This is a genomic window from Streptomyces sp. B6B3 (assembly GCF_039871525.1).
Lineage (GTDB): Bacteria > Actinomycetota > Actinomycetes > Streptomycetales > Streptomycetaceae > Streptomyces.
On sequence record NZ_JBDPLU010000003.1, the window covers coordinates 25,506 to 47,661 of the forward strand.

The following is a 22,156-nucleotide window of genomic DNA, read 5'->3' on the forward strand; positions in this document are numbered from 1 at the left end:
GCCTGACGGCTAGTTCGGCGTCAGGCGGACCGGGAGGGCGCGGAGGTCGTTGGCGATGAAGGACTCCTGGCGCTCCGGATCGGCGTCGGGGTCGTCGAGGGCCAGGCGCATGTCGGGGAACGCGGCGAAGAGCTCGGGCAGCGCGATGCCCGCCTCCAGCCGGGCGAGCGGCGCGCCCAGGCAGTAGTGCGCACCGTGTCCGAAGGCCAGGTGCTGCTTGTCGGCCCGGTCGAGGCGGAAGGCCTCGGGATCCTGGTGGACGGCGGGGTCGCGGCCGTGGGCGCCGAACCCGGTGAGGATGCAGTCCCCCGCGCGGATGGTGACGCCCTCGCCGAGGTCGATGTCGGCGGTGGCGTAGCGCAGGGGCAGGTGCACGATCGGCGGGTGCAGGCGCAGCGTCTCCTCGATGGCGTCCGCCCAGGAGGCGGCGCCGCGGCGGACGTCGGCGAGGAGGTCGGGGTGGCTGAGCAGCTCGTGGACGGCCCAGCCCAGGAGGGCGATCGTGGTGGTGGTACCGGCGCCGATGAGCAGGATGAGGGTGGAGACGAGCTCGGGGTCGGTGAGCTGGTCGCCGTTCACGTCCCGGACGGTCACGAGATGGGTGATCATGTCGTCGCCGGGCTCGGCCCGTTTGAGGCTGATGAGCGTGCGCATCGCCTGGAGCAGGTCGCGCCGGTGGGCGGCGGCCTCGTCCGGTGACTTGGAGGTGTCGAGCGCGCCGTTGACCACGCGGAGGGTCTCGGGTCGCCGCTCCTCGGGGACGCCGAACAGATCCATGATCAGCCGCGTGGGCACCTCGTTGGCGAAGGCGGCGCGCAGGTCGACGACCGTGCCGGGCGGGCGGGCCCGCAGGCTGGTGACGAGGTCGGCGACGAGCGCCTCGATCGCCGGCCGGAACGCCTCGACCCGGCGGGCGGTGAACGTCTGGCTGATCAGGCGCCGGAGGCGGTCGTGGTCCTCGCCGTCGGCGGTGAACATGCTGCCGCCGTCGGTCCAGGCCGTCAGCCAGGGTATGGCGCCCGGTTCGTAGCCGGGCCAGGACTTGGCGGCGTCCTTGGAGACGGCCGGGTGGGTGAGCAGCGTCCGTACGACGTCGCCGCGGGTCACCGACCAGGCGACCACGCCGTCGGGGAGCGCGACCCGCACGGCCGGGCCGGCGGCGCGCAGCCGGCCGGCCTCGGCGTGCACGTCGCGTCCGGTGGGGTCGAGCTCGATGGGAGCGGGCGTCGTCGTCATGGGGCACCTCCGGTGTGTGAGGCGGAGTGTGCGGCGGTGAGAGCCGTCGCGGTCTTCGGCGGGAATCGCACGTGCATGGACACCGGGCACTGGTGGAACGGGCCGTGCCGGTTGACCGGCTGTTCGCCGGGCGCGGCCAGCTGCATGTCCCACAGCCGGTCCATCACGGTCTCGATCGTGGTGGTGGCGATGACGGTGGCCAGGCCGACGGCCGGGCAGCGGTGCGGGCCAGCGGAGAAGGCGAGATGGGCCCGGCTGCTGTAGCCGAGCTCCGCGGGCAGGCTCGGGTCGGTGTTGGCCGCGGCGTGGGAGATCATCACCGGGACGCCGGCGGGGATCTCCACGCCCTCGACGACCGTGGGGACGCGGGCGTAGTGCACGGAGAAGTTGGCCATCGGCGCGTACTCCCACAACGCCTTCTCCAGGGCCCGGCGGACCGTGATCGTGCCCTGGGCGAGGTCGCCGACGGAGGCGTCGTCGGTGAGCAGCAGCCACAGGGAGTAGGCGATCCAGGACGCCATGGGGATGGTGCCGGGCCCGACGAGGACGACCAGCTGGTGCACGATCTCCTCGACGTTCAGGCCCGCGGGGTGCGCGACCATCCACGAGGTGACGTCGCGTCCCGGCCGCTCCTGCTTGAGCTGGATGAGCTCCATGAGGCAGGCGGCGAACTCGGCCGCGGCCTGCTCGGCCCCGGGACCGGCGCTGATCATGCCGCGGCAGCCGGCGACCATGCGTTCGGCCAGTTCGGCGTGGCAGCCGAGGAGTTCGGTGACGACCATCAGCGGGACGACGTCGGCCAGGGCGGTCATGAGGTCGGCGTGACCGGCCGGCGCGACGTCGTTGATCGCGGTGAGGGTGGCCCGGCGGGTGACCTCCCGCAGGTCGTGCGGGTCCACGCGGGACAGGCAGTCGTCCATGGCCTGGCGCAGCCGGGTGTGGTCGGCGCCGTCGGCGTACTGCAGGGAGGGGCGGTACGCCATGAAGGCCAGGACCGGGCTGTCCTCGGGGACGCGGCCCTCGGCCAGGTCGCGCCACCGGCGCGGGTCCTTGGAGAAGTTCCGCTCGTCCTTCAGGACGCTCAGGGCCGCGCGGTAGCTCGTGACGACCAGGGCGCGGACGTTCGGGGCGATCTCCGCGGTGGCGACGGGGCCCGCGGCCCGCAGCCGGTCGTAGGCGGCCCGCGGGTCGGCGGCGAAGGCGTCCCCGTACAGCATCGGGTACGGGGACTCGCCGGCGGCGGCGGTCGCGGCGGTGGTGGGGGTCGCGTCGGTCATCAGGACACCGACTCCAGGCTCGGGCTGGCGAGCAGGTGGGTCACCAGCGCTATCAGCGCCTCCTTGGTCGAGGCACGTTCGCGGGCGTCGCACAGGACCAGCGGGGTGGACGGCTCCAGGTCCAGTGCCTGACGCAGCACGGGAACGTCGTAGTCGGGCGCGTCGTCGAAGACGTTGACCGCGATGGCGTAGGGCAGCCCGGCCTCCTCCAGCCGGCCTATCGCGTCGAAGCTCTCCTCGATGCGCTCGGCGCTGCGGGTGTCCACCAGGACGAGCCCGCCCAGTGCGCCCTCCAGCAGACCCTCGATCTGCGGCGCGAACCGCGCCTGCCCCGGCGCGCCGAACAGGTACAGCACGATGTCCCCGCCGAGGGTGATCCGGCCGAAGTCCATGGCGACGGTGGTCGTGGTCTTGTTCGCCATCCCGCCGAGGTCGTCGACCAGTTCCCCGGCCTGCGTCATCCTCTCCTCGGTGGCCAGCGGGACGATCTCCGAGATGGAGCCGACATAGGTCGTCTTGCCCACACCGAACGGGCCAAGGATGACGATCTTGACCGAGGTGGTCACGTCCGGCCGCAGGTAGGCGCCCTCAGAGAGCTTGGAGGCCATGCAGAATCCTCTCCAGCAGGGTCTTGTCGTGTTGTTCGGCAGCGGGAACGGGGTTGCGGCTGATCAGGTAGCCCTTGTCGACCAGCGCGGCGACGATGACCTTGGTGACGGTCCCCGGCAGCCGCAGGTGCGCGCTGACCTCCGCCACCGACAGCGATCCGGGCAGGCACAGCTCCATCACCCGATGGCTGTGCGGGTCCAGGCCCCGCAGGTCCCGGTCGGTGATGGGGATCAGGAGCGTGGCCAGGTCGAGGGTCTGGCGGGTGGACCGGGCCATGCCGCCGGTCGGGAGGTAGGCGCGGACCAGCCCGTCGCGTCGGCGTCCGCGTGCGCTCATGCCGGCCGCACGCTGTCGCGCTCGCGGGCCGAGAGCATCTCGCGCAGGCCGTTGACCGCCTTGACCGTCGCGATGGTGACCAGCCCCACCTCCGGGCTCGCCATGCCCTCGCGCACCGAGACCGCGATGTAGGCCCGGGGGCCCGCGGCGAAGACCAGCACCGTGTGGTCGCCCATGTCGATGACGGACTTCTGCCAGGGCATCTGCTGGTTGGGCTCCCCGCCGCAGAGTTCGCCCAGGGCCCGGCTGCAGTTCTGCAGGCCGGCGAGGGTGGCGGCGGTGCGCTCCGCCGCGTCGCGGGAGAGGCTGTCCGACTTGGCGAGCAGCATGCCGTCGGAGGACAGCAGTACGGCGTTCAGCGCGGTCTGGTTCTCGTCGATGATGCGGTTGAGCACCCAGGCGACGTCGGTCGTCTCGGCGGTGTGCTGTTCACTCATGGCTCTGGTCTCCTTCAGCGGTTCGGAGGGCGTCGACGATGTTCGCCAGCCCGGCGGTGGCGGCGTCCGGGTCCAGCGGCGCGTCCATGACCGGGGCCTGCGCGACGGGCTGCGCGGCGGGCTGGGCCGCCCGGGTGCGGCGGCGGCGCTGCGGCAACTGGTCGGCGCCGCTCGCCGCCGTCCCGCGGGAGATGTCGTCGGGCCGCGGCCGCTCCGGGGTGGTGGTGGAGGTCTCCGGCTCGGTGAGGATCTCGTTGGGGCCGTCGGCGAGCAGGCGATGTGGCAGCCGGAGCACCGCCCGTACCCCGCCGAAGGGCGAGACGGACGAGACGTCGGCGGTGAAGCCGTACTCGTTGCAGAGGCGTCCGATCACCGCGAAGCCCAACTGCACGGAGTCCGGCAGGGTGGTGACGTCGAGCACCTGACTCTGCGTCAGGACGGCGGCCGCCTCGTCACGCTGGAAGGCGTTCATGCCCACGCCGGCGTCGTCGATGACGATGCAGTAGCCGTCCTGCACCTGCTGGACGAAGACGTCGACCCGGCCGTCGGAGTAGCCGACGGCGTTGCTCATCAGCTCCGTCACGGCGACCGCCAACGGCTCGGCGATCCGCCCCTCCAACCACACCTTTCCGGTGGCCGGCTCGTAGCTGTAGGCCACGCGCCCGTAGGCGTCGATCCGGCCCCGCGCTCCCTCCACGACGTCGGACATCTGGCAGTTCGCCCGCTGCACGCCGGGCCAGGAACCGGCGAGGATCCGCATCCGCTGGACCCCGTGCAGGCATCGGGTGACCAGGTGGTCCAGGCCCATCAGACCCTCGACGTACGACGAGGCGTCAGACTGTCTGTCCATCTCGGTGAGCAGGCGCTTCTGCGTGGCGGCCAGCATCGTCTGGGGCTCGTCCAGCATGTCCCGCAACGAGGCGAGCACGGCGCGGGAGACGCTCTGCCGAACGCCCCCGACGGCCTCGCCGACCAGCCGCACCACGGCCTCGTGCGCGTCGCCCGCCGGTGTGCCGCGCAACTCCGCGTACTTCAGCCCCGGGACGTGGACGGACCGCTGCTCGCGGGCGATGTCGTCGACCAACGTCGGCAGGCGCACCCCGGCCAGATGCCGCAGTTCGCCGGTCAGCGCCGCGTTCAGCGCCTGGGCGTCGGAGACTTCCCGCCGCGCGGCCGCCAGCCGCTCGCCCAGCCGCCGCCGGGCCCGGACCGAGCGGATCAGGGCGGTGACAGCGAGCCCCGCGAGGCCGCCACACACCGCGGCGGCCACCGAGATCCACACGTTGAGATCGGGATCCATCGAAGTTCATCCCTCACGGACGACAGAGAACAACAAGGAGACAGGGGGTCAGGCAGGGTCCGCCCGCGTCCGGGCCCGCGCCGGCACCGTTCCCGGCGGGAACGGGCGCGCTCCAGCCGGCCGCGGACCGGCCGGTCGGGGAGAGAACGCGGGCCTCCGGTCAGTCGCGGCTCACTGGTGACGTCGCACGCGGCCGGCCGACAGGTGACGTCGACACGGGCGGGTGAGAGCTTCGCCACAGTCATGGATTCGACGTCCGACGTCCGGAAGAGCCGCCGCCCGCGCGGACTCGACCGACGGACGGAGCCACCGCTGAACGGCGACATGCTGACTTCCGGCGGCGCTTATGTGCACAGAGCTCATTGTCTCCACGGTTTACGGACAATCGCTCCGCACTACCGCCAGACACGGTCGAAGGGCAGTGCGGACTTGATCAGTCCGCAAGGCTAATGCCGTCATTACGCTGCCGCAACGCGCAAGTTTCAGCCATGAACGGGGAGATGGCGGTGAAATGGCGGCAACCGACGCGCCGTCGGCGCCGCCTTCGGGCTGTCGGAACGGGACACCGCGGCGCCGTTACAGGGCCGCCGCGGCCGGCTTGACCATGCCTCGGGCGGTCTTGGAGTCGACGTAGTCGCCGATGGCGGTCATGTGCCATTCGCCGGAGTACTGACGGATCAGCTTGCAGAGGATCAGGCCGGTGCGGGGTTCGGAGCTGGTGAGGTCGAAGCGGACCAGCTCGTTGTCCCCGGAGGGGCCGTCGAGGAGGCGGCAGTAGGCCTTGGCCACGGCGGTGAACTTCTGGCCCGTGAAGGAGTTCACGACGAAGACCAGGCCGGTGACCTCCGCGGGCAGGCGGCTGAGGTCCACCGTGATGACCTCGTCGTCGCCCGCCCCCTGTCCGGTGAGGTTGTCGCCGGAGTGGGCGATGGCGCCGCCCAGGATCGTGGTCTTCATGAACCAGCAGGTCGCCAGCTTCTTGCGCTGCGGGTCGAAGGCGATGACCGAGGCGTCGAGGTCGATGCTCTTGCCGCGGAACGCCGGCTCCCAGCCGAGCCCCATCCGGACGACGGCGAGCGGCGGCCGGCCGGTCTTGACCAGGGAGACCGATTGGTTCTTGGTCAGGGAGATCCGGCCCTTGTCGAGGTTGATCACGCCCCCCGGTGCCGGGGCAGGGGCCGGGGCCGCGGGAGGCGGCGGGGGTGCGGCGGCCATGGCGGGAGGCGGGGGCGGCGGCGCGGCCGCGGCCGGCTGGGTGGGCTGCGCGGCGGGCGCGGCGGGCTGCGGGGCGTCGTCGACGCTGACGCCGAAGTCGGTGGCGATGCCCGCGAGTCCGTTGGCGTACCCCTGGCCGACCGCGCGCACCTTCCATCCGGTCCCGCGCCGGTACACCTCGACGGTGATCAGCGCGGTCTCGGTGGACAGCGCGGGCGGCGTGAACGTGGCCAGGACGTTCCCGTTGTCGGCGTCCCGCACGGTCGTGGTGGGCTCCGTCCCCGCGAACGGCGCTCCGCCGTCCAGGCTGGCGGTGATGACGACCTTGTCGATGTCCGCCGGCACGCTCGCGGTGTCCACGGTGATGCTGTCGGGACCCGCCGGCGAGGCCGGGCGGTGGCTGACGCCCGGCCCGTTCGGCTGGTTGTAGAAGACGAAGTCGTCGTCGGAGCGGACCCTGCCGTTCGCGGCGATCAGCAGCCCGGAGACGTCAAGCGCGCTGGGCGCGGTCACCTCCACGCGGACCCGTGGTGCGGGGAGGGGGAGGTTGGAGCCAGAAGTCATCGTCGTCACGGCACCAACCGTACGTTGACCGCCGGCCGACCGGCGGAAGCGGTCGGCGGGGAGGCGCCGCGGACGTCACGGTTTGCGGGCCAGCCCGCCGGCGATCAGCAGGCCGCTGTCGTCCAACGGCCGCGTGACCGGACCGTCCGGGCGCCACAGCGGGGCGTGCACGACGCCCGGCTCCAGCAGCTCGAAGCCGTCGAAGAACGTCGCGATCTCCTCCGTGCTGCGGAACTGGCCCCGGCCCAGGGCGCCCACCAGCAGGTCCTCCAGGGCGCGCGCCTCGGGGGAGCTGTTGCAGAAGTGCGAGAGGAACAGGTAGCTGCCCGGGGCGAGGTGCTCCTTGTAGGCGTCGATGACGGCGGCCGGGTTCTCCTCGTCGAGCACGTGGTGGATCACGGCGATCATCACCAGGCCGACCGGGCGGTCGAAGTCGAGGAAGTCCGCCACGTCCGGATGGTCGAGCACGCCGGCCACGTCGAGCAGATCGGCCGAGACGACCCGGGTGCTGGCGTTCCGGGCGAGCAGCGCCTCGCCGTGGATGCGGACGACGGGGTCGTTGTCGACGTACACCACCCGGGCCTTCGGGTTCACGGACTGCGCCACCTCGTGGGTGTTCTGCACGGTCGGCAGGCCGGAGCCGAGGTCGAGGAACTGGTCGATGCCCTGCTCGGCGAGGTGGCGGATGCCGCGGATGAGCAGATCGCGGTTGACGCGGGCGCTCTCCACGGCGGACGGGAGGATCTTCCGCGCCTCCTCGTTGACGGCGCGGTCGACGGGGTAGTTGTCCTTGCCGCCGAGGCCCGCGTCGTAGACCCGGGCGATGCTGGGCTTGGTGGTGTCGATCTCGGGCGGCACGGGTGCCTGGTCGTCGGACGCGGCCCAGCTCCAGTCGTACGGCTGCTGGCCCTGCCGGGCCCCGCGGGGTCCATCAGGCATGTCGTCCAACTCCCTTGGCTCGTCTGGCGCTTCGGCGCTTCGGCGCTTCGGTGTCCAGGGGGCAGTCTCACACGGACCGCCGGCGCACACCGCCCCGCGCCGCGCCGTACGCCGGTCCCTCCGGCGCATTCCCGTCGAACCGCGTCCGATTCCCGTCATCGACGCCGGGGCGGCGGGGCCCGCGCCCCGGGATCCGGTGCAGGGCGTCTCGCAAAGTGGTGCCGGGTCGGTGCCCATGCTGGCGACCCGCCAGCAGACGAAGCCGTCGGGGCGGACCAGCAGGGCGCTGTCCGGGCCCGTGCCGGCGAGGTCGGAGAAGGTTCCGTCCGGATCCCCGAACGTCGCGCCGTCGTCGTCGCCGTGGGTGCCGGGTATGACGCGGTGGGCACGCATCTCGACGTCGAGGGACGCGGCGGCCGAGATCCAGCCGTCTCCGCGCGGCCCGGCGAGCAGAAGCCAAGCGGAGCCCGCGACGTCCACCGTGGACACCCGGTCGCCGCCGCGGACGAGCCAGTGGTGCGGCAGCCGGTAGCCCGGTCGCGCCTCGTCCCGGAGGACGTCGAGGTCCTCGTCCGGCTGGTCGCCCTCGAGAACGGCGTCGGAGCGGTAGCGGTAGAACATCATGGCCCGCAGATAGGCCCGGTCGGCATACTCGTGTCCCTCCCGCAGCACCTCGGGGGCGCCCTCCCCGGACGCGCCGATGCCGACGCCGTGCGACGCCGTGCGGGCCGCGCACGACGCGCTGCGACATCTGCTGGAGTGCCCGGATCCGCATCCGATCGGGCGGTGCCCCTATCTGCGCGAGCAGCTCGACGACGCGGTGGACACCGCGCTGGCTCAGCCCTGACCCGGGCCCGGACCGCCGCCCCGCCGCTCCTCCGGCCGTTCGGCGCCCGACGCCCGGCCGCCGCGCGCGGTCCGGACGAACGCGCGGAGGCGCTCCGTCTCGTTCGCACCGCGCCACACCAGTCCCCAGCTGACGGGCGGCGCGTCGTGGAAGGGGACGTAGGCGATGTTCGGGCGGGCGAAGTAGTCGGCGGCGTGCGCGGCCACCGGGCACACTCCCTCGCCGCCGGCGACCGCCGCGAGGAGCTCCTGGAGGGTGGCCACGGAACGCCCGCGCTCGATCGGCCTGCCGCGCGGGGTGTGGAAGGGCCGCCGCGGGTCGTCCCAGTCGGTCGAGGGCCACGCCGCCCTGAGGACGGTGTCCCTGGCGAGGTCCTCCAGCGAGACGCTCGCCTTGCGGGCGAACGGGTGCCGGGCGGGTACCGCGAGCACCAAGGACTCGGTCAGGACGGTGGGTCCCACGGTGAGGTCGGGCTCCCGCACCGGGAACAGGGTGGTCAGCAGGTCGACCTCGCCGCCGCGGAGCAACGCGAACGGGTCGGTGAACGCGGCCTCCCGGATCCGCAGCTCGCAGTCCGGGAGGCGCTTTTGGAACGCGGTGAGCAGCGGGGCGACGAGATCGGCGACCGGCGGGGCCTGGAAGGCGATGGTGAGGGCGCCGGCGAGGCCGCGCGCGGCGGAGACGGCCGCGTCGAGGCCCGACCGCAGCTGCCGGAGGGCCGGCTCGACGTCGTCGCGCAGGCGCTCGCCGATCGGGGTCAGTTCGACCCGGCGGCTGCTCCGTTCGAAAAGCGGCGCGCCGATCCGCCGTTCCAGCTTCTTGATCGTCTGGCTGACCCGGGCCTGCGAGACGTGCGTCTCCTCGGCGGTGCGGCCGAAGTGCAGCCGCGTCGCCAGGGTCAGGAAGACCTCCAGATCCCGTAGCTCCACTCCGTGACCTCCGTCGATAAGTGTGGCTTATCGATTGTCGCGGACTTCGTCGTTGTTCGCGGCGCCGGGCCGAACGATCGTGGATCCAGCGAAACGAGAGACGGAACGAGAGACGTACGAGAGAGGCACCACCGATGTCCACCACGACTTCTTCCCCGGCGACCGAGCACGTGCTGGTCCGAGCGTCCGACGCCGAGGTGCTGGCCGACGGGCCGGGCAGCCTCATCACGCTGCTGACCGACTCGGACGCCACCGGTGGCGCGCTGACCGTCAACCGGGCCACCCTCCGGCAGGGCGCGGCCGGCGCCCCGCCGCACTTCCACACCAGGGCGGCGGAGATGCTGTTCGTGCTGGACGGCGCGCTGCGGGTGCTGGCCGGCGACGAGGTGCTGGTCCTGCACCGGGGCGACACCTTCCTCGCCCCGCCGAGGCTGCCGCACGCCTTCGCGCCGGCGCCGGACTCGGACGCGGAGGTGCTGGTGGTGTTCAGCCCCGGCATGGACCGGTTCGACTACTACCGGCTGCTGGACCGGGTGAACCGTGGCGAGGCGAGTCCCGAGGAGATCGGCCGGTCGGCGCGGCGGTTCGACAACCACTACGTGGACAGCCCGGTCTGGCGCGAGGGTCGCTAGGCGGCGCCGAAGTCGGGGAGGGTGAGGGAGCCGTCCGCCGCGAGGGTGAAGCCGGGGTTGTGGGCGATCTCCCAGGCGTGGCCGTCCGGGTCGACGAAGGCGCCGGAGTAGAAGCCGATGGCGTTGGTGACGGCGGGCTTGGTGACGGTGGCTCCGGCGCGTTCCGCGGTCGCGAGCAGATCGTCGACCTCGGCGTCGGAGCGCACGTTGTGGGCCAGGGCGATCCCGCCGAAGCCCTCGGCCGGGCCGTCCGTCAGCCCGCAGTCGCGGGCGAGCTTGTCGCGGCCCCACAGGACCAGGGCCAGGCCGCCCGCCTGGAAGAAGACGGTCTCCTCGACCTCCTGCCCCCGCCAGCCCAGAGCCTCGTAGAAGGCCCGCGAGCGCGCGACGTCGGAGACGCCCAGCGTGACCAGACTGATGCGCTGTTCCATGCGAGGACGGTAACGCGACGCGTGGCCTGGTGGGAGGGCCGACGCACCGGTGCCCGACGCCGGGCGCGGAGGCATCAGCCCGCCACGCGCAAACCGTTGACGGCCCGGCCCCGAGCCCATAACGTCCATGCCCCCAGCTTTCGGGAATCTTCCGGAAGTTTTCGGGACTGGCGATCAGAGGAGAGGCCCGCCGATGCGATCCGTTCGTCCTGTCACCGTCGCGCTCGCCGCAGCCGCGCTGGCCCTGCCGCTGGCGGCGATACCGGCCGCGGCCATGGCCGAAGCGCCGTCCGACCACCGGGCCGCGTCCCGTGCCAGCGACTGGTCCGACTGGCTGAACTGGCTGGACCGCCTGCGTTGGGCCGCTCCCGAGGACTTCGTCGTGGGCACCGCCGTCGCCGGTGGCGGCCACCATCTGGAGCAGGACTACCCGGACCCGTTCTTCCACGACCGGGAGTACCGGCAGCTCCTGGGACAGCAGTTCAGCTCGGTCTCCCCCGAGAACCAGATGAAGTGGGAGTTCATCCATCCCGAGCAGGACGAGTACAACTTCGAGGCGGCCGACGCCATCGTCGACTTCGCCGACCGCCACGACCAGGTGGTGCGCGGGCACACGCTGCTGTGGCACAGCCAGAACCCCACCTGGCTGACCGAGGGCGACTTCACCGACGACGAGCTGCGCGACATCCTGCGCGAGCACATCACCACCGTCGTCGGCCGCTACGCGGGCGAGATCCAGCAGTGGGACGTGGCGAACGAGATCTTCGACGACCAGGGCAACCTGCGCACCGAGGACAACATCTGGATCCGCGAGCTCGGACCCGGCATCGTCGCCGACGCGTTCCGCTGGGCGCACGAGGCCGACCCCGAGGCGCTGCTGTTCTTCAACGACTACGGCGTGGAGAGCGACAACGCCAAGAGCGACGCCTACCACGACCTCATCCAGGACCTGCTCGACGACGGGGTGCCCGTGCACGGGTTCTCCGTACAGGCGCACCTGAGCACGCGGTACGGCTTCCCCGGTGACCTGGCGCAGAACCTGACGCGGTTCGCGGACCTGGGCATGGAAACGGCCGTCACCGAACTGGACGTGCGCATGGACCTGCCGGAGAGCGGCCAGCCGACGAGGGCGCAGCTGCGGCAGCAGGCCGACTACTACGAACAGGCGCTGTCGGCCTGCCTGGCGGTGGAGGGCTGCAACTCCTTCACCATCTGGGGCTTCACGGACAAGTACTCCTGGGTGCCGGTGTTCTTCGAGGGCGAGGGCTCGGCCACGATCATGACCGAGGACTTCGACCGCAAGCCGGCCTTCTCCGCACTGCGCAACACGCTCTGGGCCGCGCGCTTCAACTGACCGCCGCGCGGTCCTGACCGCCCTGACCCACGCACGACGATCCGGCCGGGAGCCCTCCGAGGGGGTCTCCCGGCCGCCCGTCTCCTTCGCTCGGCTGCTCAGCCGCGCTGCCGCCGGCCTCCCCGCGTCGCGTCGCTCTCGCCGAAGCGCGCAGAGCCGGAACAGCAGGTCACCCGAGGCGACGGCGGCGCTGCCGGCCACCGTCAGCTCGCCCGCCGGGTCGACGGTCCGGTGGACCTGCTGGTACTCGGAGACGCGACGCCGTGGCGCCCGGTCGCCTCGTCGTACCGGAGGTCGTGGATCGCGTCGAGCACCTGCTGCCGGGGCAGGGTCGCCAGGGGCGTGACGGCGAGGAGCTCGCCGCGGTGCCCGGCGGTCGTGGCGGAGGTCGTTCCCGTTCGGGTCGAGAGGCCCGCGGGCGACGCGGCCGCGACCGGTGCGGTGCCGATGGCGGTGACGGTGACGGCCAGGACGGCGGTGTACAGCCGTGGCCGCCAGGCTCAGGCGTCGAGTCTGGTCGCCGCGTCGCCGAAGGCGAAGGGGCTGCTCTCGCAGGCGGCGATGAAGTCGCCGGGGAAGCCGAGCTCGAAGTCGACGGCGGAGTCCAGCCGTTCGATCGCCTCGTCGGGGAGGGTGAGGTCGGCGGCGCCCAGGTTCTCGGTGAGCTGGGCGACGCTGCTCGCGCCGACGATGGGCAGCACCGCCGGCGAGGCGCGCCGCGTCCAGGCGATCGCCACCTGGGCGGGCGGGACGCCCAACTCACCGGCGACGTCGCGGACGGCGCGGACGGCGGCGCGCTCGCGCGGGGTGAGCGCGGCCGGGTCGACCCGGCGCGGGGACTCGGCGCCGGACAGCAGACCACCGGCGAGCGGCGACCAGGCGGTCACGCTGATGCCGAGCGCCTCCGCCATCGGCAGCAGTTCCCGTTCGATGTCCCGGTTCAGGAGGTTGTACGGCACCTGGAGGCCGGCGAACGGGGTCAGGCCGCGGCATTCGGCCAGCGCGTTGGCCCGGCTGACCACCCAGGCGGGCGCGTCGGACATCCCGACGTACAGCACCTTGCCCGCGGTGACGGCGTCGTCGAGCGCCCGCAGGGTCTCCTGGATCGGGGTGTGGCGGTCCCAGAGGTGCACCCAGTAGACGTCGACGTGGTCGGTGCGCAGCCGGCGCAGGCTCCGCTCCAGGGACAGCCGGAGGTTCTTGCGGTGGTTGCCCGCGGCGTTGGGGTCGGCGGCGTCCCGGGACAGCGTGTACTTGGTGCCGAGGACGAAGCGGTCGCGCCGCTCGACGACCCGGCCGAGCAGGCTCTCGCTCTCGCCGTAGGCCGAGGCGGTGTCGAGGACGTTGCCGCCGGCGTCGGCGTACGCCTCGACGATCCGCCGACACGTGTCCGGATCGTCGAAGGTCATGGTGCCGAGGACGAGCTCGGAGACCCGCAGGCCGGTCTGGCCGAACAGCCGGTAGCGCATGTCAGGCCCCGATCCTGGCGGTGTGCGTCGTGGTGTGCGTCGTGGTGTGTGCGGTGTGCATGGGTCCCAGCCTCGGGCGGTCGGGACGCGGGAGGGAGGCCCCGCCAGGGCCCCCCTGAGCGGCCACGCCCGTAGACTCGGGCGGATGGGCGACAACGCGCTGGGCCGGTTCCTGCGGGCGCGACGGGAGGCGACGGACCCCGCCAAGGCGGGCCCCTCGACCGGGCCCCGGCGCACCCCGGGGCTGCGCCGGGCCGAGTTGGCGGCGCTCGCGGACATCAGCGTCGAGTACCTCACCCGGCTGGAGCGCGGCCGGGACCGCCGGCCCTCCGGGCAGGTGCTCGGGGCGCTCGCCGACGCGTTGGACCTCTCCCCCGACGAACGGGTGCACCTGCACCGCCTGACCAAGACCGGCGACGGGGCGGTCTGCCCGCAGGCCGGGCTGCCGGAACGGCGCCTTCGTCCCACGGTGCGCGCGCTGCTCGACCGGCTGGAACCCACCCCGGCGTACGTCGTCGCTCCGGACGGCGACGTGCTCGCCGGCACGGCGGGGTTCCGGCTGCTCGCGGGCCCGCTCGGCCTGCTGGACGGGGACGCGCCGAACCTCGTGCGGTTCGCGTTCACCGACCCCCGGGCGCGCGGCGCCTACCCCGACTGGTCGGGGGTCGCGGACGCACGGGCCGCGGCGCTGCGGGCGGCGGCCGACCTCGGCGATCCGTGGGCCGCGGCGCTCGCCGAGGAGCTGCACGTCACGGCGGGCGCGGAGTTCGGCCGCCGCTTCGCCGGCGCGGCGCGGCTGCCCGGGCACGTCGGGGTGGAGCGCTGGGCGCATCCCACGGCGGGGCGGCTGGCCCTGGCGTACGAGAGCCTCGCCCTGCCGGGCGCCGAGGACCACCGGCTCGTCGTGCACCTCCCGGCCGACCAGGACACCGCCGCGGCGCTCGACGGGCTCGGGTCGTTCGGAACGCCCGGGCCCGAGGTCGTCGTTCCGGCGCGGGCGCGGGACTGAGGCCGAGGCCGGTCGGCCCCGTCGGCCCCGTCGGCCCTGTCAGGTGTCGAGGCGGACCAGCATCTTGCCGGTGTTGGCGCCGCGCAGCACGCCGAGGAACGCCGCCGGGGCCTGGTCCAGGCCGTCGAGGACGGTCTCCTCGGTGCGCAGGGTGCCGTCGGCGAGCCAGCGCGCCGCGGCCCTGGCGTACCCCGGGAGGCGGTCCATGTGGTCGGAGACCAGCACGCCGCGCAGCGACAGCCGCCTGGTGACGGCCAGGTAGATGTTGTTGGGGCCAGGCACGGGTTCGGTGGCGTTGTAGCCGCTGATCATGCCGACCAGGGCGGCTCTGCCGTGCACCTTCAGGGCGCCGATGGCGGCCTGGAGGTGGTCGCCGCCGACGTTGTCCACGTAGACGTCGATGCCCTCGGGCGCGAGCGCGGCGAGTTGTTCGGCGACCGACCCGGCCCGGTAGTCGATGGCGGCGTCGAAGCCGAAGTCCTCGACCAGCTTCCTGCCCTTCTCCGGACCGCCGGCCGAGCCGATCACCCGGGCCGCGCCGAACCGGCGGGCGAGCTGCCCGGCGACGCTGCCGACCGCGCCCGCCGCGCCGGAGACGAAGACCACGTCTCCGGCCTTCACGGGGGCGGTCTCGGTGACGGCGAGGTACGCGGTCAGGCCGGTCGAGCCGAGCGCGCCCAGATGGTCCTGCGGGCGGGCGATGCCGGTGTCGACGACGGTGGCCTCGGCGGCGTTCAGCAGGGCGTGGTCGCGCCAGCCGCGGAAGTGGGCCACGGCCGCGCCGACCGGGAGGCCCTCGACGTTCGAGTCGATCACCTCGCCGATCGCGGCGCCCTCCAGGGCCGCGCCGACCTGGAAGGGAGCGATGTACGACGGGGTGTCGTTCATCCGGCCGCGCATGTAGGGGTCCACGGACATCCAGGTGTTGCGGACCAGGACCTGCCGCGCGCCGGGACGCGGCACCTCCGTCTCGACCAGCTCGAAGTTCTCCGTGCCGGGTTCGCCGACCGGGCGGGAGGCGAGCCGGATCTCTCGACTGACGATCGTCTTGTCACTCATCTGCGTTCCTTGGAGGTCGAGCGTGCACGGGTGATGACTCGACTGTGCACTCGACAGTGCAAGGGCCCGCGGGGTCAGATGATTCCCATGCGCCACATCACCCTCATGTCGGACCCGAGGGTCGCCGCCGTCCCCGTCCGGGAGTGCGGCGAACCCCTGGTGGACGTTCGGGACGGCGGTGCGCTGCTGGTCGACGCGCGGAAGCGGGACCCCGACGGCGCCTACGCCCACCTGCGACGCGGCGTGCTCGAACGGCTTCTGGCGGCGCGGGAGCGGCTGCCGGACGGGCTGCGACTGCTGTTCGTGGAGGGGTACCGGCCGCTCACCCTGCAGCGCAGGTACTTCGAGGAGTACGGCGCCCGGCTGCGGGCCGACCATCCGGAGTGGTCCGCCGAGCAGCTTCGCGCGGCCGCCAGCCGTTACGTCTCCCCGCCCGAGATCGCCCCGCACAGCGCGGGAGCCGCCGTCGACCTCACCCTCGCGGACGCCGACGGCCGCGAACTGGACCTCGGCTGCCGGCTCAACGCCGACCCGGAGGAGAGCAGGGGAGCCTGCTACACCGACGCGGTCGACATCGGCGACGACGCCCGCCGGAACCGGGAGATCCTGGGCGCGGCGCTGACCGGCGTGGGGCTGGTCAACTACCCCACCGAATGGTGGCACTGGTCCTTCGGGGACCGCTACTGGGCGCTGGCCGCGGGCGCCGCGGCCGCCCACTACGGGCCGCGCCACCTGGGCTGACCGCGCCGCCGGCCCGGATCACACGGTCGCCAGCACGATGAGGGCGGCGAGCAGGACGTCCAGGACGAGGCACATCTCGGCGAAGGGGCGCGTGACCACCTGGTTGGTGCGGTGGTGGTGCGCGTCCCAGGCGGCGTGGCCGAGGAGGCCGGCCGCCACGAGATACGCCCCCAGGGTGTCGTCGGCGAGCAGCGCGAGGGCCGCGACGCCGCCGAAGGCGGCCATGGCGATCGTCTGCGGCGGCAGGCGGTCGGCCGCCGTGCCGCCGGCCCTGAGGCCGTACGCGAGGAACGGCACGGCCGCGGCGAGCAGCAGCCAGGTGGCGTCGATCCCGCCGAGGACCTCGGCCGCGGAGATGACCACGAACGTGCCGATGAACAGCGGGAACGCGGCCGACTGTCTGCGCAGCGCGGCGGCGCCGAGGTAGATGACGGCAGACGCCGCGAGCGCCGGCGCGAGGGCGGCGCCCTCGGACGGGCCGAGCCCCATGAACACCGCGAGGCCGGCACCGAGCCAGGCGGGCCAGCGGCGCAGCAGGGCGGCGAAACGGGTCGAGGCGGGCGACCGGGTGTGCGAGGTGAGTGTCATGGCGCTCACCCTACATACCCCCTGAGGGTATGTAAATCCCCGGTGCGCCTCGCCGTTGGGAACGGGGCGGGCCGGGGCGCGCTCAGCGCAGCGCGAGCTGGTCGACGCGCTCCGCGCCCAAGCCCGGCGCTGTCCGGACGCCGTCCCGGTGCCCGACGCCGACGCCCGGTGACCGGCGACCGGCGACCGGCGATGTCAGAGGCCACGGTTACCGTTGGTGACGTCCTGGGGTGCCCGGGGCGGGACGGACGAACCGGTGCGGGAGGGTCTCGAGATGGCGGACGCGCGGACACGGCTGACGGAGGTGCTGGCGGACCTCGTGGCCTCGGGGCGGGAGAGCGGGCTGCAGCTCGCCGTGTACCTGGACGGCGAGCTGGTGGTGGACGCCTGCGCGGGTGTGGCGGACGCGCGGACCGGCCGGGCCGTGGACTCCGACACACTGTTCTACCTGTTCTCCTGCGGGAAGGGCGTCACCGCCACCGCCGCGCATCTGCTCGCCGAGCGGGGCGTGCTCGACTACGACGCCCCGATCGCCGCGCACTGGCCGGAGTTCGCGGCCCACGGCAAGGACCGGATCACGCTGCGGCACGCGTTGACGCACTCCGCCGGCATCCCGCGCCTGCCGGCCGGCACCACGCTGGGCGATGTCTGCGACTGGGAGCGCGCCTGCGGGATCGTGGCCGCTCTGGTCCCGGAGTGGGCGCCCGGCAGCCGGACCGAGTACCACGCGGAGACCTACGGCTGGCTGGTCGGCGAGACCATCCGCAGGGCGGACGGGCGGCGGGTCGACCAGGTGGTGCGGGACGAGGTCACCGGTCCGCTGGGCATCGGGGACGACCTCGCCCTGGGGATACCCGACGCCCTGCACCCGCGGATGGCGCACCACACGGCCGACGACCACGGGCCCGACGTCGCCCCGGCCGACCTGGCCGCCCCGCTGGCCGCCGTGCCGGCGGCGGCCCAGGCCAACCATCCGGCGCGCCGCCGGGCCTGCGTCCCCTCGTCCTGCGTCGGCACGGCCCGCGGCCTGGCCCGGATGTACGCCGCGTTGGCCGCCGGCGGCTCGCTCGACGGCGTCCGGATCCTGTCGCCGGACCGGGTCACGCTGGCCACCCGGCCCGCCGTGACCGACGTCGACGCCGGCGGAGCCCCGGTCTCCCGCGCCCTCGGGTACCTGCTGGGCTCCCCCAGCCTGCCGCTGCGTGACCCGGGCGTCTTCGGCCACGACGGGCTGGGCGAGTCCGTCGGCTTCGCGGACCCGGCACGCCGGTTCGCCTTCGCGTTGGCCAGGACGCACCTGACCAACGACTGGTCCCGGACCAGCACCACCCACCTCATAGCCGACCAGACCAGGGCCGCGCTCGGCCTGGCCGCCGAGCCGCGGGCCCGGCGCCGTGGCTGACCGGGAGAAGGAGACGCTCACCCGATTCCTGAGGGCGCAGCGCACGAGCGTTCTCGCGATCGTCGACGGACTCGACCCGGCCGCGCTGGTGACGCCGGCGCTGCCGTCCGGGTGGACGCCGCTCGGGATGATCGAGCATCTCGGGTACTCCGAGCGGCACTGGTTCCAGGAGGTCGTGCTCGGGCGGGCCGAGCCGCTGGCGTGGCCCGACGACGACCACGCGCCATTGACGACGCCGCGACCGCCGGCCGTGGTGTTCGCCTTCTACCGGGAGCAGTGCGAGCGGTCCGATGCCGTCATCGAGGCCACGCCGCTCGCGGCGCCGCCGCGCGGGCGGCATCCAGGCCCCTTCGCGGCGGAGGCCCCCGACCTGCGGGCGATCATCCTGCACATGATCGAGGAGACCGCGCGCCACGCCGGGCATCTCGACGCCGCCCGGGAGTTGCTTGACGGACGGGCCGGGCTGGGGCCCCGTTAGGCCCGGTCCGGCGCGGCCGCGCGGTCGGGGACGGACGGCGGGCGGCGGGAGCACGGGCCGACGTCAGCGGCGGGCGCCGACGGCTTCGCGCTCCTCATCGGGCTCCTCCTCGAGCTCCTCGTCCGCGTACCGCTCCTCCTCGGACTCTTCGTCCTCGGGTTCGTCCTCGGGTTCGTCCTCGGATTCCTCGTACCGGTCCTCCGCGGCCTCCTCCGACTCCGGCTCCTCGTCGTCGTACGGTTCGTCGTCCGGCTCGGGTTCGGACGCCTCGGCGGCGCGTTCCTCCTCCTCGACGGCCTCCTCGTGGCTCAGCACCACCTCGCCGTCGCGGATCTCGCCGCGCCATCCCTCGGCCGGCTCGTCGCGCGTCATGACGAACCTCCGGTAGAGCTTGAGGTCGAGGCGGGCGCGGCGGCCCTGGGCCCGCCAGATGTTGCCGGTCTTCTCGAACAGGCCCTTGGGGAAGTACTCCAGGACGAGCAGGACCCGGGTCAGGTTGTCCGTGACGGCGTGGAAGGTCACCACGCCCTTGACGGTCGCCTTGGCGCCCTCCGTCGTCCAGACGATCCGCTCGTCGGGGATCTGCTCGGTGACCGTCGCCTTCCAGCTGCGGGTGGACTTGGCGACCTTGACCCGCCAGTTGCTTCCGGTGTCGTCGGTCTTCTCGACGCTGACGACGCCCTTGGCGAACGTGCTGAACTCCTGGAACTGCGACCACTGGTCGTACGCCTCGCGCCGCGACACACCGACGTCGATGTCCTCGATGATCGTGACGCTCTTGGCCTTGCCGCCGCCGCTCTTCAGCTTCTTGCCGAAGAAGCCCTTGATCTTGTCCTTGATCGTGTCCATGGCGTGTGTGGTCCCCACCTTCAGGGCTGCTTGCGGGGGCGACTTGCCCTCGGCCAACGCCTGGCCGCCCTGGGCCAGGCCCTTCACCATGCCGCCGGGTCCCTCCGACTGGGCGAGGCGGCGGCCCAGCGCGCCGGCCGCGTGGGTGGCACGGGCCTGGACGTAGGCCCCCAGCTCCTGCTTGAGCCGGTCGACCGCCGGGTCGTCGAGCACGTCCTTCCTGAGCCTGCTCAGCGCCGAGTCAGCCATCGTCGTCTCCCTTGCGGGCGGTCCGCCTGCGGGCGGTGGTGCTCTTGCCCGCGGCCTTGCCGGTCGCTCTGCCGGCCGCCTTCGCGGGTGCCTTCGTCGATGCCTTCCGGGTCGCCTTGCCGGTCGCCTTGCCGGCCGCCTTGCTCGCCGTGGTGCGGGCGCGCGAGGCGGTCGTGGTGGCCGGGCGCCGGGCGGTCCGCTCGCGGCTCGGCCGCGACTCCTCCTCCTGCTCCTCGCGCTCGTCGGGCTCCTCGATCTCGTCCGCCTCGTCGAGCTCGTCCTCGTCCGTGGCGTCGCGGTCCCGGGAGCCGGGACGCAGCGCGGCGGTCCGCTCGCCCAGCCGGTCGGCGAGGCTGCCCACCCGGCCGGTGACCGCGGACGTGGCCGCCGACCTGGCGTTGTCCAGCAGTTCCCGACGCACCTGGTCGCTCACGCCGGCCAGCACGGGCGCCTCGCGGAGGGCCCCCACCAGCCGGCCGGGATCCAGGTGGAGCTTCTTGCCGGCCAGGAACATGCCGAATCCCAGGGCCAGCTTCGCTTTCTTCGTTCGCCCCAGCAGGTATCCGCCTGCCACGGCGAGGCCGATCTTGGCGTTGGCGTTCATGCCTCGCGTTCCTTGTCCTCGGGGTCTGCGGCAACCCCGTGTGCCCCTGTCTCCCGACAAGAAACGCCGCGAACTCCCGTAAGTGACGAGACGGTGGCGGCCCCGTGCCCAACGTGAAGGCCGGCGCACGGGCCGGCCGTCCGGCGCTGGTCCTCACGGTTCGGGGGACGTCGGCGGGATGTTGAGGTTGACGCGGAAGAGGTTGGCCGGGTCGAGGCGGTGTTTGAGGTCGGCGAGGCGGGCGTAGTCGGCGGGGCGGTAGGCGCTGCGGACGTGGTCGGGGGTGGCCTGGTCGATGCCGGCGAAGTTGAGGAAGAGGGCGCCCGCACCCCAGGGGAGCATCGCGTCCACGAGCTTCCGCTGCGCGCGCCGGTCGGACTCGTCGGGGCCGGTGGCGCAGAAGAGCGTGAACGCGGCGTCCCGCGCCCCGACGGCGTTCGGCACCGCTGGCGGCACGGCGTACGCGCCGCCGTGGTGGCGCAGTTCGACGAGGAACGGCGCGTCGGCCTCGGGGCCGGCCAGCGCCAGCAGGGTGTCGACGCCCGCCTGGTCCATGCGGTCGAGCGTCACGCCGGCGTCGAACGCGGCGTACGGCTCGTCGACGGGCTCGTGGTGGATGCTGCCCACCCGCTCGTAGGGCAGTCCGGTGACGGTGTCGAGCAGGCGCGGGCCGACGGCGCGCAGCGGCTCGACGAGTTGGGCGCCGCGCTCCACCGGGCCGCTGTAGGCGATGCGCACGTGGGTGACGAACGCGCCGCGCAGCGGTTCCGGTGCGCTCGGATGGTCCGGGTAGCGCATCAGCAGCACGGAGGAGGACATCTCCTCGGGTGCCTCGACCGCCCACGGGACGTAGGCGCGCAGCGCGGCGGCGCCCGTCGCTCCGCCGAAGTAGAGGCCGCCGCCGAAGAGTCGGGGCACCGGGAACAGGTCGATCTCCATCTCGGTGACCACGCCGAAGTTGCCCTTGCCGCCGCGCAGCGCCCAGAACAGGTCGGGGTCGCTCTCGGCGGTGACCCGGCGCAGCCGGCCGTCGGCCGTCACCACGTCGAGGCGGCGCACATGGTCCGCGGCGTAGCCGAAGCGGCGCCCCAGCAGGCCGACGCCGCCGCCGAGGGTGTAGCCGACGGCGCCGACGTTGGGGCTGGAGCCGTTGAGCGGGGCGAGGTCGTGCGGCGTGGTGCGGGGCAGCACGTCGCCCCAACGCGCCCCGGCCCCGACGACGGCGGTGCGGGCGACGGGGTCGACCCGGACGCCGTCGAGCCGCCGGGTGGTGATCAGGACGTGGCCGTCGGCGGACACGGAGGGGCCGTGGCCCGTGGCCATCACCGCCACGGAACGGCCCGTGTCGCCGGCCAGGGCGACGGCCGCGGCCACGTCCTCCGGGCGGGCGGCGCCGACGACGAGATCCGGGCGCTGCTCCAGCGCGCGGTTCAGCGGCGCGCGCTCCGCGTCGTAGCCGTCCGCGCCGCGCGCGAACACCGGTCCTGAGAAGGAGTCCATGGGTCGCACGCTACGAGCGGGGTGACCGGCCGGTCTTGAAGGAAACGGCCGTCCGCCGCCGTTCGGGGGGCGGTGCGCCGGGACGGCTTGACCTCAAGGGCC

At 73.4% G+C, this 22,156-nt stretch carries 23 protein-coding genes; 7 read left to right on the forward strand and 16 right to left on the reverse strand.

All coding sequences use genetic code 11. The features are described from left to right. Window positions 1–9: 9 nt before the first annotated feature. The 8 genes from ABGB06_RS07760 to ABGB06_RS07795 all read right to left on the reverse strand — a co-directional run bounded on the left by ABGB06_RS07760 (window position 10) and on the right by ABGB06_RS07795 (window position 8,585). The gene (locus tag ABGB06_RS07760; protein WP_347586676.1) at window positions 10–1,236 is read right to left on the reverse strand and encodes a cytochrome P450; all 1,227 of its coding nucleotides are present in this window, start codon (window positions 1,234–1,236) and stop codon (window positions 10–12) included. Next, a complete protein-coding gene (locus tag ABGB06_RS07765; protein ID WP_347586678.1) occupies window positions 1,233–2,513 on the reverse strand; it encodes a cytochrome P450 in 1,281 nt (426 codons plus the stop codon). The genes ABGB06_RS07760 and ABGB06_RS07765 overlap by 4 nt, the downstream gene beginning before the upstream one ends. Next, the gene (locus ABGB06_RS07770) at window positions 2,513–3,121 is read right to left on the reverse strand and encodes an ATP/GTP-binding protein (protein WP_347586680.1); all 609 of its coding nucleotides are present in this window, start codon (window positions 3,119–3,121) and stop codon (window positions 2,513–2,515) included. Before ABGB06_RS07770 ends, ABGB06_RS07765 begins: the two co-directional genes overlap by 1 nt. After that, on the reverse strand, window positions 3,102–3,458 hold the full coding sequence (locus ABGB06_RS07775) for a DUF742 domain-containing protein (protein ID WP_347586682.1): 357 nt from the start codon (window positions 3,456–3,458) through the stop codon (window positions 3,102–3,104). The genes ABGB06_RS07770 and ABGB06_RS07775 overlap by 20 nt, the downstream gene beginning before the upstream one ends. Next, a complete protein-coding gene (locus tag ABGB06_RS07780) occupies window positions 3,455–3,895 on the reverse strand; it encodes a roadblock/LC7 domain-containing protein (protein ID WP_347586684.1) in 441 nt (146 codons plus the stop codon). Before ABGB06_RS07780 ends, ABGB06_RS07775 begins: the two co-directional genes overlap by 4 nt. Then, window positions 3,888–5,195 (reverse strand): histidine kinase, encoded by a 1,308-nt coding sequence (locus ABGB06_RS07785; protein ID WP_347586686.1) that lies wholly within the window; start codon window positions 5,193–5,195, stop codon window positions 3,888–3,890. Before ABGB06_RS07785 ends, ABGB06_RS07780 begins: the two co-directional genes overlap by 8 nt. 576 nt (window positions 5,196–5,771) lie before the next feature. Then, window positions 5,772–6,974, reverse strand: a complete 1,203-nt coding sequence (locus ABGB06_RS07790) for a TerD family protein (protein WP_347587499.1) — start codon at window positions 6,972–6,974, stop codon at window positions 5,772–5,774. Window positions 6,975–7,049: 75 nt separating this feature from the next. Then, window positions 7,050–8,585, reverse strand: coding sequence for an SAM-dependent methyltransferase (locus ABGB06_RS07795; RefSeq protein ID WP_347586687.1), 1,536 nt, complete (start codon window positions 8,583–8,585; stop codon window positions 7,050–7,052). 28 nt (window positions 8,586–8,613) lie between these two features. Between ABGB06_RS07795 and ABGB06_RS07800 the strand changes: the two genes are divergently transcribed. Then, a complete protein-coding gene (locus tag ABGB06_RS07800) occupies window positions 8,614–8,760 on the forward strand; it encodes a hypothetical protein (RefSeq protein WP_347586689.1) in 147 nt (48 codons plus the stop codon). Here the strand turns inward: ABGB06_RS07800 and ABGB06_RS07805 are convergent. Further along, complete coding sequence (locus tag ABGB06_RS07805; protein ID WP_347586691.1) at window positions 8,751–9,689, reverse strand: LysR family transcriptional regulator; 939 nt, start codon at window positions 9,687–9,689, stop codon at window positions 8,751–8,753. The genes ABGB06_RS07800 and ABGB06_RS07805 overlap by 10 nt on opposite strands. Before the next feature lie 134 nt (window positions 9,690–9,823). On the opposite strand from ABGB06_RS07805, the gene ABGB06_RS07810 reads away from it, so the two are divergent. Further along, window positions 9,824–10,321, forward strand: a complete 498-nt coding sequence (locus ABGB06_RS07810) for a cupin domain-containing protein (protein ID WP_347586693.1) — start codon at window positions 9,824–9,826, stop codon at window positions 10,319–10,321. Here the strand turns inward: ABGB06_RS07810 and ABGB06_RS07815 are convergent. Beyond that, the gene (locus ABGB06_RS07815; protein ID WP_347586694.1) at window positions 10,318–10,752 is read right to left on the reverse strand and encodes a VOC family protein; all 435 of its coding nucleotides are present in this window, start codon (window positions 10,750–10,752) and stop codon (window positions 10,318–10,320) included. The genes ABGB06_RS07810 and ABGB06_RS07815 overlap by 4 nt on opposite strands. 193 nt (window positions 10,753–10,945) lie before the next feature. Between ABGB06_RS07815 and ABGB06_RS07820 the strand changes: the two genes are divergently transcribed. Continuing rightward, window positions 10,946–12,106, forward strand: a complete 1,161-nt coding sequence (locus tag ABGB06_RS07820) for an endo-1,4-beta-xylanase (RefSeq protein WP_347586696.1) — start codon at window positions 10,946–10,948, stop codon at window positions 12,104–12,106. Between the two features lie 500 nt (window positions 12,107–12,606). On the opposite strand, the gene ABGB06_RS07825 is transcribed toward ABGB06_RS07820, so the two are convergent. Next, on the reverse strand, window positions 12,607–13,575 hold the full coding sequence (locus tag ABGB06_RS07825; protein WP_347586698.1) for an aldo/keto reductase: 969 nt from the start codon (window positions 13,573–13,575) through the stop codon (window positions 12,607–12,609). Between the two features lie 145 nt (window positions 13,576–13,720). Between ABGB06_RS07825 and ABGB06_RS07830 the strand changes: the two genes are divergently transcribed. After that, on the forward strand, window positions 13,721–14,584 hold the full coding sequence (locus tag ABGB06_RS07830) for a helix-turn-helix transcriptional regulator (RefSeq protein ID WP_347586700.1): 864 nt from the start codon (window positions 13,721–13,723) through the stop codon (window positions 14,582–14,584). Window positions 14,585–14,623: 39 nt separating this feature from the next. Here the strand turns inward: ABGB06_RS07830 and ABGB06_RS07835 are convergent, their stop codons facing one another. Next, window positions 14,624–15,643, reverse strand: coding sequence for an NADP-dependent oxidoreductase (locus tag ABGB06_RS07835; protein ID WP_347586702.1), 1,020 nt, complete (start codon window positions 15,641–15,643; stop codon window positions 14,624–14,626). 87 nt (window positions 15,644–15,730) lie between these two features. Between ABGB06_RS07835 and ABGB06_RS07840 the strand changes: the two genes are divergently transcribed. Beyond that, a complete protein-coding gene (locus tag ABGB06_RS07840; protein ID WP_347586704.1) occupies window positions 15,731–16,384 on the forward strand; it encodes a M15 family metallopeptidase in 654 nt (217 codons plus the stop codon). A gap of 18 nt (window positions 16,385–16,402) precedes the next feature. On the opposite strand, the gene ABGB06_RS07845 is transcribed toward ABGB06_RS07840, so the two are convergent. After that, window positions 16,403–16,972, reverse strand: coding sequence for a hypothetical protein (locus ABGB06_RS07845; RefSeq protein ID WP_347586706.1), 570 nt, complete (start codon window positions 16,970–16,972; stop codon window positions 16,403–16,405). Window positions 16,973–17,228: 256 nt separating this feature from the next. Between ABGB06_RS07845 and ABGB06_RS07850 the strand changes: the two genes are divergently transcribed. Both ABGB06_RS07850 and ABGB06_RS07855 read left to right on the forward strand, forming a co-directional pair. Further along, on the forward strand, window positions 17,229–18,374 hold the full coding sequence (locus ABGB06_RS07850; RefSeq protein ID WP_347586708.1) for a serine hydrolase domain-containing protein: 1,146 nt from the start codon (window positions 17,229–17,231) through the stop codon (window positions 18,372–18,374). Beyond that, window positions 18,367–18,852, forward strand: coding sequence for a DinB family protein (locus tag ABGB06_RS07855; protein ID WP_347586710.1), 486 nt, complete (start codon window positions 18,367–18,369; stop codon window positions 18,850–18,852). Before ABGB06_RS07850 ends, ABGB06_RS07855 begins: the two co-directional genes overlap by 8 nt. A 63-nt stretch (window positions 18,853–18,915) precedes the next feature. Here ABGB06_RS07855 and ABGB06_RS07860 read toward each other — a convergent pair whose 3' ends face one another. The 3 genes from ABGB06_RS07860 to ABGB06_RS07870 all read right to left on the reverse strand — a co-directional run bounded on the left by ABGB06_RS07860 (window position 18,916) and on the right by ABGB06_RS07870 (window position 22,054). Beyond that, window positions 18,916–19,950: an SRPBCC family protein gene (locus ABGB06_RS07860; protein WP_347586712.1), complete on the reverse strand. Its 1,035-nt coding sequence runs from the start codon at window positions 19,948–19,950 to the stop codon at window positions 18,916–18,918. Further along, window positions 19,943–20,554 carry a hypothetical protein gene (locus ABGB06_RS07865; RefSeq protein ID WP_347586713.1) on the reverse strand — a complete coding sequence of 204 codons (612 nt, stop codon included), beginning with the start codon at window positions 20,552–20,554 and terminating at the stop codon, window positions 19,943–19,945. Before ABGB06_RS07865 ends, ABGB06_RS07860 begins: the two co-directional genes overlap by 8 nt. A gap of 153 nt (window positions 20,555–20,707) precedes the next feature. Continuing rightward, complete coding sequence (locus tag ABGB06_RS07870; RefSeq protein WP_347586715.1) at window positions 20,708–22,054, reverse strand: FAD-binding oxidoreductase; 1,347 nt, start codon at window positions 22,052–22,054, stop codon at window positions 20,708–20,710. Window positions 22,055–22,156 lie beyond the last annotated feature (102 nt).

Excerpts from the sequence above, each read along its gene's own strand:
- ABGB06_RS07760 (WP_347586676.1), bottom strand. The coding sequence starts at position 1,236 with ATGACGACGACGCCCGCTCCCATCGAGCTCGACCCCACCGGACGCGAC.
- ABGB06_RS07765 (WP_347586678.1), bottom strand. The coding sequence starts at position 2,513 with ATGACCGACGCGACCCCCACCACCGCCGCGACCGCCGCCGCCGGCGAG.
- ABGB06_RS07770 (WP_347586680.1), bottom strand. The coding sequence starts at position 3,121 with ATGGCCTCCAAGCTCTCTGAGGGCGCCTACCTGCGGCCGGACGTGACC.
- ABGB06_RS07775 (WP_347586682.1), bottom strand. The coding sequence starts at position 3,458 with ATGAGCGCACGCGGACGCCGACGCGACGGGCTGGTCCGCGCCTACCTC.
- ABGB06_RS07780 (WP_347586684.1), bottom strand. The coding sequence starts at position 3,895 with ATGAGTGAACAGCACACCGCCGAGACGACCGACGTCGCCTGGGTGCTC.
- ABGB06_RS07785 (WP_347586686.1), bottom strand. The coding sequence starts at position 5,195 with ATGGATCCCGATCTCAACGTGTGGATCTCGGTGGCCGCCGCGGTGTGT.
- ABGB06_RS07790 (WP_347587499.1), bottom strand. The coding sequence starts at position 6,974 with ATGACTTCTGGCTCCAACCTCCCCCTCCCCGCACCACGGGTCCGCGTG.
- ABGB06_RS07800 (WP_347586689.1), top strand. The coding sequence starts at position 8,614 with ATGCCGACGCCGTGCGACGCCGTGCGGGCCGCGCACGACGCGCTGCGA.
- ABGB06_RS07810 (WP_347586693.1), top strand. The coding sequence starts at position 9,824 with ATGTCCACCACGACTTCTTCCCCGGCGACCGAGCACGTGCTGGTCCGA.
- ABGB06_RS07815 (WP_347586694.1), bottom strand. The coding sequence starts at position 10,752 with ATGGAACAGCGCATCAGTCTGGTCACGCTGGGCGTCTCCGACGTCGCG.
- ABGB06_RS07820 (WP_347586696.1), top strand. The coding sequence starts at position 10,946 with ATGCGATCCGTTCGTCCTGTCACCGTCGCGCTCGCCGCAGCCGCGCTG.
- ABGB06_RS07825 (WP_347586698.1), bottom strand. The coding sequence starts at position 13,575 with ATGCGCTACCGGCTGTTCGGCCAGACCGGCCTGCGGGTCTCCGAGCTC.
- ABGB06_RS07830 (WP_347586700.1), top strand. The coding sequence starts at position 13,721 with ATGGGCGACAACGCGCTGGGCCGGTTCCTGCGGGCGCGACGGGAGGCG.
- ABGB06_RS07835 (WP_347586702.1), bottom strand. The coding sequence starts at position 15,643 with ATGAGTGACAAGACGATCGTCAGTCGAGAGATCCGGCTCGCCTCCCGC.
- ABGB06_RS07840 (WP_347586704.1), top strand. The coding sequence starts at position 15,731 with ATGCGCCACATCACCCTCATGTCGGACCCGAGGGTCGCCGCCGTCCCC.
- ABGB06_RS07845 (WP_347586706.1), bottom strand. The coding sequence starts at position 16,972 with ATGACACTCACCTCGCACACCCGGTCGCCCGCCTCGACCCGTTTCGCC.
- ABGB06_RS07860 (WP_347586712.1), bottom strand. The coding sequence starts at position 19,950 with ATGGCTGACTCGGCGCTGAGCAGGCTCAGGAAGGACGTGCTCGACGAC.
- ABGB06_RS07865 (WP_347586713.1), bottom strand. The coding sequence starts at position 20,554 with ATGAACGCCAACGCCAAGATCGGCCTCGCCGTGGCAGGCGGATACCTG.
- ABGB06_RS07870 (WP_347586715.1), bottom strand. The coding sequence starts at position 22,054 with ATGGACTCCTTCTCAGGACCGGTGTTCGCGCGCGGCGCGGACGGCTAC.